This is a genomic window from Pseudacidovorax sp., assembly GCF_017991995.1.
Taxonomy (GTDB): Bacteria; Pseudomonadota; Gammaproteobacteria; order Burkholderiales; family Burkholderiaceae_C; genus Xenophilus.
In genome coordinates, this window is sequence record NZ_JAGOPN010000007.1 from 64,795 (window position 1) to 77,022 (window position 12,228).

9 protein-coding genes are annotated in these 12,228 nt (G+C 68.8%); all 9 read right to left on the reverse strand.

Annotated features, from left to right (window positions below):
* Positions 1–39: 39 nt before the first annotated feature.
* The 9 genes from KBC94_RS11265 to tssC all read right to left on the reverse strand — a co-directional run bounded on the left by KBC94_RS11265 (position 40) and on the right by tssC (position 12,210).
* The gene (locus KBC94_RS11265) at positions 40–1,098 is read right to left on the reverse strand and encodes a TagK domain-containing protein (RefSeq protein ID WP_294370041.1); all 1,059 of its coding nucleotides are present in this window, start codon (positions 1,096–1,098) and stop codon (positions 40–42) included.
* Positions 1,082–1,819 (reverse strand): type VI secretion system-associated protein TagF, encoded by a 738-nt coding sequence (gene tagF, locus KBC94_RS11270; RefSeq protein WP_294370043.1) that lies wholly within the window; start codon positions 1,817–1,819, stop codon positions 1,082–1,084. The genes KBC94_RS11265 and tagF overlap by 17 nt, the downstream gene beginning before the upstream one ends.
* A 2-nt stretch (positions 1,820–1,821) precedes the next feature.
* Entirely contained in the window at positions 1,822–5,844 is a 4,023-nt protein-coding gene (gene tssM, locus KBC94_RS11275) for a type VI secretion system membrane subunit TssM (protein ID WP_294370045.1), read from the reverse strand.
* A 20-nt stretch (positions 5,845–5,864) separates the two neighbouring features.
* The gene (gene tssL / locus KBC94_RS11280; protein ID WP_294370046.1) at positions 5,865–7,238 is read right to left on the reverse strand and encodes a type VI secretion system protein TssL, long form; all 1,374 of its coding nucleotides are present in this window, start codon (positions 7,236–7,238) and stop codon (positions 5,865–5,867) included.
* A gap of 111 nt (positions 7,239–7,349) precedes the next feature.
* Positions 7,350–8,003, reverse strand: coding sequence for a hypothetical protein (locus KBC94_RS11285; protein WP_294370048.1), 654 nt, complete (start codon positions 8,001–8,003; stop codon positions 7,350–7,352).
* Between the two features lie 70 nt (positions 8,004–8,073).
* Positions 8,074–9,429: a type VI secretion system baseplate subunit TssK gene (gene tssK, locus KBC94_RS11290; protein WP_294370050.1), complete on the reverse strand. Its 1,356-nt coding sequence runs from the start codon at positions 9,427–9,429 to the stop codon at positions 8,074–8,076.
* Between the two features lie 30 nt (positions 9,430–9,459).
* Positions 9,460–10,035, reverse strand: a complete 576-nt coding sequence (gene tssJ / locus KBC94_RS11295; RefSeq protein ID WP_294370052.1) for a type VI secretion system lipoprotein TssJ — start codon at positions 10,033–10,035, stop codon at positions 9,460–9,462.
* 130 nt (positions 10,036–10,165) lie between these two features.
* Positions 10,166–10,651, reverse strand: a complete 486-nt coding sequence (locus KBC94_RS11300) for an Hcp family type VI secretion system effector (RefSeq protein ID WP_234197943.1) — start codon at positions 10,649–10,651, stop codon at positions 10,166–10,168.
* Positions 10,652–10,713: 62 nt separating this feature from the next.
* The gene (gene tssC / locus KBC94_RS11305; RefSeq protein WP_294370055.1) at positions 10,714–12,210 is read right to left on the reverse strand and encodes a type VI secretion system contractile sheath large subunit; all 1,497 of its coding nucleotides are present in this window, start codon (positions 12,208–12,210) and stop codon (positions 10,714–10,716) included.
* Positions 12,211–12,228 lie beyond the last annotated feature (18 nt).

Consider the following 12,228-nt stretch of genomic DNA (forward strand, 5'->3'; position numbering starts at 1 on the left):
GGGGTGCTTCGCCGGATGGGGGGCGCATGTCCTGCGCCGTCATGGCCGCTCGCCCTTGGGAGGGACCGCATCGCCGCCGCCGATGCCGTTCATCGCGCGGCCCAGTCGTACCGCACTGTCTGCGGCCAGGGCATGGTGCTCCCGGCGGGTCAGGTCGGGCAGCCCCGGGGACAGGCCCGCCACGAGCTCAGGCGCGAAGAGCCGCAGCACGTCCGGTTCACCCTCCACGGCCAGCAGGTCGCCCTCGCCCAGGGAGGGGAACTGGTCGATGAGCCTGTCCATGTCCTCCCGGGGTTGAAGGATGTCGCGCAGCAGGGCAAAGGACCGGGCTTCCTCGCACAGGGCCTCGAACGAGGGCGCCTGCCCCCGCGGGTCGGGCGACGTCTCCGGCCAATCCCAAGGCCTTGGGAGCCCGGTGGGGTCGCGCACCGCCCGCACGAACTCCTCGTGCAGTTGCTCGAGCAGCGGCACGCCCGGCTGCGCCGCCCGGGCCGAAGGCTGGGCCGCAGACGGCGGCGCAGACACGGCGCCCACTGGCCCGGGATCCAATCCGAGCAACGCCAGCCACGGGTCCTCAACCGCCGCCGACCGTACGGCGTCCAGACCCAGGACACTGAAGGGGTCCTCCGTGGCGCGTTCGGACTCGACGACCATCGGGCCAGCGACCGACGTCCCGGCGAGGTCCCGCAGGTCGAACTCGGGTTCTGCCTGGCGCCCGGCGGCGGGCCACGCCCGCGGTTCGCGCTCCTCCATCACGCCTGCGATGCCGGCGCCCTCGACCACCAGACGGACCAGGCCGATCTCGAGCTCGTCCCCCGCACGCAAGGCCACCGTCTCGCCCAGCGCCAGGCGCCGGCCGTTGAGGGTGAAAGCCAGGCCCGCCCCCCCATGGCTCAGTTGCCACTGCTGCGCCGCGGCCTGCCAGGCGAGCTGTCCATCGCCCTGCGACCCAAGGTCGGCCGCGTCTTCACCCAGACACTGCAGCACCCGTCCCACGGCCATGCCGGCCGGCTCCAGGACCAGGCGGGCATCGGCCGCCCTGCCATGGCTGTGCGTGAGCCGCAGCCGCAACGGTGGCGCCTCAACCATGCCGTCCATGCCGGCCCTCCCATAGCGATACAAGGTTCTCGGAGGCATTGACGAAGCGCCCGGCCACGTCCTGCTGCCAGAAGGCGCAGTGGCCGCGCACGCCCTGCAGGCGCCGAGGCCAGTCCGACCATGGCAGGTGCCGCACCCCATGCAGCGCGGCCGCGGGGTCGTGGAAGCCATGCGCTGGCGCGCGGACCGCCGGGGCATCCGCGGCCTTGCCTGCCGGGCCTCCGGAGCCACCGTCGCCCAACTCGCACCACAGCCGGTCGACGTGCTGCGCCAGTTGCCGCAGCTCGCAGTCGGCCCGCGCCTGGACATGCTGGGCCAGAAGCCGCGCCAGCCCAAACTGCCAGCTCCGGGGCTCATGAACGTGCCGCTCGTAATGGCGTTCGATCCAGACCCGGCGCGCCACCTGGTAGACCACGAGAGGATGCCGCCTGCCCACGCGGTCGGTCGACGGCAGGATCACGCCGAGCACGAACCGCCCCTGCGCAAACGGCACATGCCCCGGCGGCAGCACGAACGCGATGGGAATCGAGGTACGCAGGGCCCGGCCGGCATCCGGCTCGTGCTGCGAGGACGCTCGGCCGAGTGCGCCCCTCAGCCATGCCTCCCAACCTTCGGCCTCGCCGTGGCGCACACCGTGGCGCACGAAGTCGGCATGCGCCGGCAGGCGCCCCCAGATGGCCGGCGACGTCACCGGTCGGGCATTGAAGAGGTGCGCCAACATGTTCAGCCCATCGCTCCGGGGCAGTGGAACCCGCTGAACAGATCGCTGTTGAGCGGATTCGGCTGGCTGCCGGTGCCGAGATCGAGCACCGCCTTGCGACCATCGAGCACGAACTCCACGGCCACCCTGCCGGGTGTGGCGGTGTTGACGACCCGGCCCTTCTGCATCAGCCGCAGCAGCGCCCACGGCCCCTGGGCCATCAGGGTCGAGCCCGCGGCGGAGATCCTCGGCTGGGCCGTGATCTCCGCCGAGGCGCCCCCGCGCGGCCCCGGCCATTTCACCGGCAGCGGCTCGACCGGGCCATGCACGTAGCGCTGGCCCTGGCCATCGATGTCCAGCATCAGCGCCGTGATGCTCGGCTCGAGTTCGGCGACCCGCACGTCGACCTTCCAGGCCAGCCGCCGGCCGTCGCCCTCGCGGAAGTAGAGGTCGCGGATCTGCTGGGCCCGGTAGAAGGTGTCGAGCCGGGGCCCGCCCTGCTCCAGCAGCTTGAGCAGTTCGCCGACCAGCGTCGGGCCCGTGGAGGCCGGCGCGGGCGCCACGCCATTGGCCACGTTCTCGGCCCCGACGAGTGCATTGCCGGTCGACGGTGGCTTGTATCGCCAGGGGCGCACACCCGTGTCGACGAAGGCGGCCAGGTACTTGGTGAAGAAGGCGTCCGCGGCGCCGCCTGCAGCGAAGACGGCCGTCACGTCCTCGATGGAGGCATCCTGCCCGGATGCCAGGAAGGGATAGCGTCCCTCGATACCCCGGCGGCAGGGCTCGGTCACCTGCATCGCCATCAGGCCCATGATCCGGTCGAACTGCTGCTGAGCCTGCTTCCTGAGGATCTCGGTGGCCCCCTGGTTCACCTTGTCGGCACCGCTCTGCGCCAGGGCGCTCAGCACCTCGCGAAAGGGGGCCGGCAACTTGCCGGCCTCCAGTCTCATGCGTGCGCCGACGTCGTTGCTCGTCGGGGGCAGGCTGCCGGCCGTGATGGCGGTGTCTGCGACCACCAGGACGGTGTAGAACTCGTTGATGAGGCCCAGCACGCTGTCCAGCCCCTGCCGGCCCGCACCTGCCGGCGCGACGCCAGCCGACACATCGGCTTGGCCGGTGACCACCTCCCGCAGGGCGGCGAACCGGTCGTCGACCCCTTCGCGCTCCATGCGCTCCTCGGGACGGATGCCCAGGTTGCGGCCCAGTTCGCGCGTCTTGAGGTCGAGCTGCTCGGTGGCCCGGTCCAGCAGGCTCTTGTCCTGCTGCCGCTCGGCGTCGAGCACGCGAGACAGGGTTGTCTCGCGTGCCGCCGCGCGGGCCAGGCGGGCCAGCGGCGAGTCCGGCGACGACAGCTGCCGCAGCACGGCCAGGTCGAAGCCAAGACTGGTGCCACCTTCGCCCGCACCCACCACGCGGATGGAGTCGAGGAAGGCCGTCCAGCGCTCGGCATACTCGCTGAGGTATTGCCGGCGGACATCCTCGATGAGCACGGCGTTCTGCCTGATCCGCTCGGCCTCGGTGCCCATCGCCTTCGCTGTCGCAGCCGCGTCGGCACGGCCCATGACCCAGGCATCCTCCTGCAGTGCCCGATCCACGAACGCCCCCAGGCGCTTGTTGAACACGGTGTGGTAGCCCGCGTAGGTGAACAGTCCCGGCACGCCCCGGTCGAGCGGTTGCCCGTCGGCACGCGAGAAGACGGTGCCGACCTGCGGCCCAACCGCGCGGATCAGGCTGAACTCCTGGGGCGCCTCGGTGGTCATGGCCGACTTCGCACGCTCGTACACCCGCTGGGTCGACGTGTTGCCGTCGAGGAAGGCCTGGACGTCGCGGATGAGGACTTCCTTGGGAACAGCACCGGACTGCACGAGCCGGTCGCCGGAGAACAGCCGGTCCACGTGCCCCACCATCGCGGCACGCCCGCCGAAGAGGGCATCGCTGTCGCGCCGCTCCCAGTCCTTCATGACCCACTCGCGGACATCCCGCGCGCCGCCCTGCATGTAACGCTCCGGATCATGGAGGAGCTTGTAGGCACGCAGCGTGGCGTAGGCGGAGCGGGTGTCCCGCTCCCGGACGCTGCGGGAGAGTTCATCCTCCATGCGGGCGATCACCACGGGAAGCAGCAGGTCGTCCTGGAGGCCCGCGTAGAGCTGGCGCGCCGCCGCCACGATCGGTGGTGCGCTGTAGAGGCCGAACTGGAAGGAGAGTGGCGGATGGTCGAGATCCAGTCCCGCATAGGCCGGCAGCGCGTGGGCGGCGTCCAGTACCGCGGGCACCTGGGCCGGGTCCACCGTCCGCCCCGCGGTCAGGCCCTGGGCGGCCAGGGCCTGCACCCGCTGCGCCATGATGCTCAGGTACTGGCCGTTGTTCCGGAAGCTCAGCGCCATGCTGGTTCCAAGCCAGGCCAGGACGATCAGCACCAGCGCATGCCCCAGCAGTTGCAGCAGCCGGAAGCGCAGCTCCCACCGCAGATTGGGGCGGACGAGATGAGCCTCAGGGATGATGATCCGCGCGAAGACGTCGTGCAGGAAGAAGCCCCAGTGGCCCGTGGCGGCTTCCATTCCGGCATCGATGGACGTACGCCGCCCGGCGCCGGCCAGCGCCCGCCTGAGGCGGCCGAACACCGTATCGGCAGGGGGTGGCAGTGGCGTCCTGGCCTGCGCACCGCTGGTGAAGTACACGCCGCGCAGCATGGCGTGGGATTGCGTGTCGTCGAAGCGGGAATCCAGGAAGACCTCCTCCAGCACCTGCACGAGCGGCTCGCGCAGCGCATCGAACTCCTGCGGCAGCGCGAACAGACGCCGGCGATGGCCGGTGTCGAATTCCTCGATCAGGCGGCCGCGCAAGCCAGCGGACAGGCGCTCGTGCAGACGGTCCAGTTGCTCGTCCAGTGCCAGCCGCATGGCGGACTGACGGTTGCCCCCCGACACCCGCGCGGCGTCGACCTTGTCGGCCCCGACAGGGAAGGTAAAGCCCCAAGGCTGGGCACGCCCCTCCGAGGTGAGCGAGAGGAAATACTCTTCGAAACCCTGCAGCAGATCGGCCTTGGTCACCAGGACGTAGACCGGAAAGCGGATGCCCAGCGTCCTGCGCAGTTCCAGCAGGCGATCACGGATCAGGGCGGCATGGTCCACGCGTTGGTCCGGCGTGAACGTGCGCAGCTCCGCGACGCTGAGGGCGACGATGGCCCCGTTGATCGGCGCACGTGGCCGGTGCTTGCGCAGCAATGCCAGGAAGCCGGCCCATTCCTCGGTGTCCTTGCCCTTGTCGCTGTCCTGGGTCGTGTAGCGGCCGGCGGTGTCGATGAGCACCGCCTCGTTGGCAAACCACCACTGGCAGTTCAGGGTGCCGGCGCCCGACTCGAGCACGGAGACCCGGGACGCATTGCCCATCTGCCGCGAGACCGGGAACTGGAGCCCGGAGTTGAGCAAAACGGTGGTCTTCCCCGCGCCGGCGCTGCCCACGATCATGTACCAGGGCAGTTCGTAGAGATACCGCCGCCCCTCGAAGATCCGGCGAAGGAATCCGCGACGCAGACGCAGGGTCCGCAACTGCCGAAGGGCTCTTGCGACGATCTCGGACACTGTCTTCAGCTCCTCCGCGGCGACCGCCTCGCGTCGGGCACCGCTTCCGAAGTCCAGCACCTTGCGCAGGAACTCCGTGTCCGTGCGCATGGCCTGCCAGAGCCGGTAGACGCCATAGAGCAGGTAGGCCAGCAGGATGATGGCCACGATCACGACGCGCACCTGCGTCGAAGCGAGGGGCGCGACCTGGCCCACCGCGAGCAGAGGGCCCAGGTGCCAGATTGCCAGGCACAGGGCCGGGATGCCGACAAGGCTCAGCGGCCATGCGACCAGCCACAGGCTGAGCAGCACCAGCAGCATCACGATGACGGTCACGCGCGCAGCGGCGGAAGCGAGCGGCCGCGCACCATCGAACGACAGCAGCGGGCCCACGAACCAGATAGCGCAGGCCAGCGCCACCACGGTGACGAAGGCCAGCATCTGCCGCGAGAACAGGAACTTCAGGAATTGGGTGAGGGCTTGCATCGGTGACCTCCGTGGGGCGCTCAGGGCATGCCTGCGGCAGTGGAAGACGCACGCGGCGCGGCGGCCTTGTCGGCGCCGGGAACGCGCCCACCGCCACCATTCGCCTGCGCAGGCATGGCCGCCGCGGCCGCGCCTTCGGCCGACGCCTCGTCCACCACGATGTCGACCCGGCGGTTCTTGGCCCGACCCGCAGGCGTGAGGTTGTCTGCGAGCGGCAGCGTGTCACCCCTGCCCTGCACGGTGATCCGGTCGCCCCGGACGCCTCGCTGCCGCAGCACGGCGGCCACGGCCTCGGCCCGGCGCTCGCTGAGTGCCTGGTTGCTCGCGAACTCCTGGCTGCGGATGGGCACGCTGTCCGTGTGTCCGGTGACCTGCACCCTGCCCGGGACGCGCGCGATCTCGTCAGCCACCTTGTTCAGCACGGGAAGGATCGCCGCATCCAGGGTGGCGCGTCCCGGCATGAACATGGCGTCGCCGCTGAAACTCACTGCACTGCGCTGCTGGTCCTCCCTCACACTGACGAGCCCCTTGGCAATCTCGCCCGCCAGCAGATCCCGCAGCCGCAGCGAGGCCTGCGGCGCCGGCGGGGCGGCTTCCCCGACGGCCGCCCCGGAGGCGATGGCGCGGATCTTCTTCTCGACAGCGAGCGTGGACTGGTCCAGCTGATAGCGATACCAGGCGAAAAGACCCAGCGCGGCGGCGCAGGCCGCGGCGGCGGTGAGCCAGACCGGCACGCTGCGCAACAGGCCGAGCCGGCCCGGCGCACCGCCCCGCCACTGCGCCGACAGCGCCTGCGGCACCTCGCCACGGACCGCCGTGATCTGGCCCTGAAGGCGGTGGCGGATGGCCTCCAGTTGCCGGCGCCCGTTCGAAGCCGTGCTGAACCGACCTTCGAAGCCCAGGCCCAGCACCAGGTACATCAATTCCAGCAGGTCGATGTGGTCCTGCGGGCTCGCGGCCAGCCGGCCGATCAGCAGGAAGAACTTGTCGCCACCACGGATGTCGCCATGGAATTGCGCCGCCAGCGGCCGGGCGGCCCACACGCCCGCAGATCCGGCTTCGGCACCGCCCCATTGCGTACTGCTGGCGGCTTCGTCGAGGGCCGTGCACAGCGCATAGCTTGCGGCGACGGCATGCTCGTGGCGGATCTGCGCGTCGTTGCACAGCGACTGGAAGACAGCGATCTCCCGCTCCAGGAGGTCGCGCAGCACGCCCACAGCGGTGGGGTCGAGGTCGGTGTCCATGTCTGCCAGGGCACGCAACAGGGGCTGCGCGGCTTCCAGCAACGGATTCGTGGCCGCCTTGACGCAAGCGAGCCGCTCCGCTGCCGCAGGGCCGGGCGCGACGCGAAGGTGGGCCGCGCTTGGATCGCCTTCGGCGACGCCGACGGGCATGTCGTTGGGCAATGCCTCGGGACTCTCGTGATCTGTGATTTCGCCGTCACGCATACAGGGCTGTAGAGAAGAAGGGAAAGGGGCGGTGGCTCGCGGCCAGGGAGCCGGCGTTCAGGACTCGCATTCGGACCCGTCGTTGACGATGCGGTCGAACCGGCTGTTCTGGATGTGGCTGGTCTGCATACGACACGCCACCATCCGCCAGAGGCCCGTGCCCTGGCATCCGTCGATCAGCACGCGGGCCGCCAACGGGGTGCCGCGGTCGGCACGCCGCCCGATCGCGAAGCTCATGTCGGAGAAGCGGCAGCCTTCCATCGTGAGTGCCGTTCCCGCCACCAGCACCTCGCCAGACCCGATGCAGTTGCGGAAGGTGACTTCGCCGGTGCAGCCGATGCCCCGGAAATCCTGCGGCGCCGAGCCGCCTCCGGCAAAACTGCATTGCTCGAACACGACCGCCGTGCTGCCATCGCGCCCACAGACGATGGTGCGGCCCTGGCTGGCGCATTGGCGGAACCGGACTCCCTGCATCACGCCGAAGTCGTGGTCTGCACTGAGGAAGCGGCAGGTCAGGAAGCTGCAATCGCTCATGGCCGCCAAGGCGACGTTGCCACGGCCGCCAAACACGCAGTCGACGAAGCGCACACCGGTCCACGCCACCCCCATGAACGAGCCCGCGGTCATGTCGGCGCCGACGACGGTGATCCCGCCACCGCCTGCGGACAGCACCGCGTGCTCCTTGGCCATGGCCGTGATGGGTGTGGTCATGCGCGGCCTCCACCACCCAGGCCGACGGGGACCCTGGGCGCAGAGACGGGACAGGGCAGGAAGGCAAGGCTCACCGCTCTCGCACTCCCCACAGTTCGAGCCTCAGGCCCGGAAAGTCGCCCGCAAGGTGAAGGGCAAGCCCGCCGAACTTGAGCAGGTGCTCCCAGAGTGGCCCCCGGCTGTCGAGCTGGAAATAGACGAAGCCCGCGTTGAACGGAATCTGGCGCGGCGCCACCGGCAGCGACTGCAGTGCGATCCCCGGCAGATGCGAGCGCAGCAACTCCGTCAGCCGATCGCTCGGCCCCACCTTGCAGCGGGCGGCAAACTGCGCCATCAGCTGGTCGGCAGGCATCTGCGCCGACACGGCGAACACCAGGGCCGTGAAGTCCTGCAGTTGGGTGGGATCGACGCTGGCCACGCGAACCCCATGCGGCCGCTCCTCCAGACGGATGCTCTGGGCACTGCGCACCAGGACGTCGTTCAACTGGGCCTGGATGTCCAGCACCAGGTTTCGCAGCGACAGGTAGGGATCCAGGTGCTGGTAGGCCGGGTGTGGCGGCGGGCGTCGCGAGCCCGTCCGGATGTACGTCGACAGCTCGCCGCTCATCATCTTCAGCGCGGCATAGACCTGTTCGGGCGAGGTCTCCCGCACCCGCGTCCAGTGCTCCAGGAGCGGCTCATAGCGGTTCAAGATCTGGAGCAGCAGGAAATCGGACACCTCGGCCGCTTCGGACGACTTGCCGTCGCTGGCCGTCAGCCGCGCCGCCAGCGACTGCGCGCGCAGCCGGCACAGGCCATGCAGATGGGTGATCCAGTCCGACAGCAACGCGCTCGCGCCATAGCCGGTGACGGGCGGGATCAGGTTCTCGTCCAGGACGATGCTGCCGTCGGAGCGGATCAGCGTGACCCGCGCGAGTGGAAGGCCGATCCACCCCTCGGTCAGTTCGCGCTCCGGCAGCAGCCGCAGGCGCAGATGCGACAGCTGCACGGCCTTCGGCCCCTGGCCGAAGGAGTTGGCATCGCGCAGCTCGGTCTCGAAGACGGAGAAGCGCGCCAGCGAGCCTGCCGCGTCCGCGGAGTCCTCGAAGGTGGTCTCCTCGCCGTTGGGCGTGCGGATGGGCACACCCAGATGGATGACCTGCTCCAGATGCTCTGGACGGATGGTGAGCGGTGGCGGCAGGGGTGCCTGGGCAGGCGCCTCGAAGGGAGTGCCGTCCGCAAAGACGCCCGCCGCTGCCGCCAGCACCACCTTGCCGAGCGCCAGCGATTCCGGGTCGATGGTGTAGCGGCTGAAGCCCCAGAAGAAGGCGTTCAGGGTCGCGGCGCGACGGTGCGCCACGTACTCGAGGTAACGCTCCTGCTGCTGGAAAAGCTGGGGGCGCAGGAACAGCCCTTCGCTCCATGCCACCTTGTTGTACCAACTCATCTGCTCATCCCTGACATGTCTTCGGCGCGCTCATTCACGTTGGAGCACACGCACGCCACGTGATCCGATACGGATGTCGAGGCTGGCCTTGTTGGAAGGCAGCACGGCCCGGTACCAGGCCGCCTCGGGCGCGGGCTCGATCTTCTGGACCGCCCGCCAGTCCGAATTCACCAGGTCCTTGTAGCCCGCGACCACGCCGATGGCATTCACGTCCGGATGGGAGCGTCGCCGCAGGACGCGGGTCTCGCCAGGCTTCAGGACCAGTTCGTCCCGCACGAGCAGGTCGTCGGCGAGCACGGCCTTGTCGCTGTTCTGCAGCGAAAAGTAGTCCGCGGCCAGGAAGACCGCGTCACCCTTGAGTTCGTAGAGGCGGACCATGATGGGCGCGGCACGGCCTTTTTCATCGGGGTTGACGTCCTCGGCCGCCGAGACCCTGATCTCCAGCCGCGTCTGCTCGCGCGGATAGGCAAACTGGGCCTGGGCGGGGCTGAATGGGGCCAGCACCCCCACCATGCCTGCGACCCCGCTGATCAGCGCCGATCGGACGCAAGACAGGCATGTTCTGACCGGCAGCGACAGCGCTGCGCGCACGTGGATGGCGAGCAAGTGAATACCCATGTTCGATCTGCAAGGCGAAACCACGACAGCGGAAGGACCAGACGGCCCCTCCGGCACTTGGCGGAGACACGCACGGGCATCCCCGAGCCGTTGCCGACCCGGGTGCCCCGTGCGCGGGTCACATCTCCTTGTTGGCCTTGATGTCGTAGCCGGCGGTCACCGCGCCGCCGCTGCCACCCTGGGCGTTCTGCACGGCGTACTCCTGCTTCACCTTGGTGAAAGACAGCCGCACCCGTTCGCGGACCCGCAGCTCGTCGTCATTGGAGCCGTGCGGCTGCACGCTGGTGATGATGACGTCCGTGAAGGTGAACTTGAGATATTCGAGAGGGCTGCCGCCCGCCTTGCGCACCACCAGCTTGGCCTCCGGCACATGCTTGCCGGTCAGGCAGTACTTCATCAGATTGGGACTCGAGCGGTCGACGAAATGGATGAACTCGAGGTCCTCCACCGTGGCCTTGCCGGCACCACCACCAGAGCCCGAGTGCATGGTGGACTCCTGGAACACCTTCCAGTCGAAGCTGAGCACTTCGATCTCGTTCTTGTGGTCGGCGTCGAGCGCCTCGCCTTCGATGCCGTTGATCTTCAGAAAGATATCTTGAGACATGGTTTACTCCCTGGGCGGGTCGCCCTTGTTTTGGTCAATGAACAGAGGTGTGACAGCGTGACTCAGGCCGCCTCGCGCAGCGACGGCAACTTGGCGACCAACCGCAGCGACACGGTCAGGCCTTCGAGCTGGAAGTGCGGGCGCAGGAAGAACTTGGCGTTGTAGTAGCCGGGATTGCCCTCGATCTCGTCCACCACCACCTCGGCGGCAGCCAGCGGACGGCGGGCCTTCGTCTCCTGGGAGGAGTTGGACGGGTCCGCATCCACGTAATTCATGATCCAGCCGTTCAGCCAGCGCTGCATGTCGTCGCGCTCCTTGAACGTGCCGATCTTGTCGCGGACGATGCACTTGAGGTAGTGCGCAAACCGGGTGGTCGCAAACAGGTAGGGAAGCCGCGCCGACAGATTGGCATTGGCCGTGGCGTCGGCGTCGTAGTACTCCTGCGGCCGCTGCAGCGACTGCGCGCCGATGAAGGCCGCGTGGTCGGTGTTCTTGCGGTGCACCAGAGGGATCAGGCCGGCCTTGGCCAGCTCGGCTTCGCGGCGATCGGAGATGGCGATCTCCGTCGGGCACTTCATGTCGAAGCCGCCGTCGTCGGTGGGAAAGGTATGGCAGGGCAGGTTCTCGACCGTCCCGCCCGACTCCACCCCGCGGATCATCGTGCACCAGCCATAGAGCTTGAAGCTGCGGTTGACGTTGACCGCCATGGCGTAGGCCGCGTTGCTCCAGACGTAGTTCCTGTGGTCCGCGCCGTCGGTCTCTTCCTCGAAATCGAACTCGTCGACGGGGTTGGTCTTGGCCCCATAGGGCAGTCGTGCCAGGAAGCGCGGCATGGCCAGGCCCACGTAGCGCGAGTCCTCGGTGTCGCGCAGCGAGTTCCACGGCGCGTGTTCGAGGTTGGAGGTGATCTTCGCCAGATCCCGCGGGTTGGCCAGTTCCTGCCACGACTCCATGCCCAGCAGGGACGGCGCAGCGCCCGCGATGAAGGGCGTGTGCGCGGCGGCCGACACCTTCGCCATCGCGTTCAGCAGTTCGACGTCCGGCGGCGTGTGGTCGAAGTAGTAGTCGGCCACCAGGCAGCCGTAGGGCTCGCCACCGAGCTGGCCATATTCCTCCTCGTACACGCGCTTGAAGATGGGACTCTGGTCCCAGGCCACGCCCTTGTGGCGACGCAGCGTGCGCCGCACGTCGTCCTTGGAGATGTCGAGGAAGCGGATCTTCAGCTTCTCGTCCGTCTCGGTGTTCGACACGAGGTGATGAATGCCGCGCCAGGCCGACTCGAGCTTCTGGAACTCATCCTTGTGCAGGACCAGGTTGATCTGTTCGGACAGCTTGCGGTCGATCTCGGCGATCACGGCCTCTATGCTGCCGTAGGCGTCGTCGGAGATCGTGACCGCGTTGATCAGCGCCTGCTCGGCCAGGGTGCGGACGGCCGCCTCGACCGCACTGCGCGCCTCGTCGGTCTTGGGCTTGAATTCGCGGTCCAGCAGGGCGGCGAATTCACCGGGGTCGGCCAGCAGCACACTGGACTCTGCGGACTCGATGGTGTCGGTACTCATGAGCTTGTCTTTCCTGGA

Coding starts and splice junctions, on each gene's coding strand:
- KBC94_RS11265 (WP_294370041.1), bottom strand. CDS start 1,098: ATGGACGGCATGGTTGAGGCGCCACCGTTGCGGCTGCGGCTCACGCAC.
- tagF (WP_294370043.1), bottom strand. CDS start 1,819: ATGTTGGCGCACCTCTTCAATGCCCGACCGGTGACGTCGCCGGCCATC.
- tssM (WP_294370045.1), bottom strand. CDS start 5,844: ATGCAAGCCCTCACCCAATTCCTGAAGTTCCTGTTCTCGCGGCAGATG.
- tssL (WP_294370046.1), bottom strand. CDS start 7,238: ATGCCCGTCGGCGTCGCCGAAGGCGATCCAAGCGCGGCCCACCTTCGC.
- KBC94_RS11285 (WP_294370048.1), bottom strand. CDS start 8,003: ATGACCACACCCATCACGGCCATGGCCAAGGAGCACGCGGTGCTGTCC.
- tssK (WP_294370050.1), bottom strand. CDS start 9,429: ATGAGTTGGTACAACAAGGTGGCATGGAGCGAAGGGCTGTTCCTGCGC.
- KBC94_RS11300 (WP_234197943.1), bottom strand. CDS start 10,651: ATGTCTCAAGATATCTTTCTGAAGATCAACGGCATCGAAGGCGAGGCG.
- tssC (WP_294370055.1), bottom strand. CDS start 12,210: ATGAGTACCGACACCATCGAGTCCGCAGAGTCCAGTGTGCTGCTGGCC.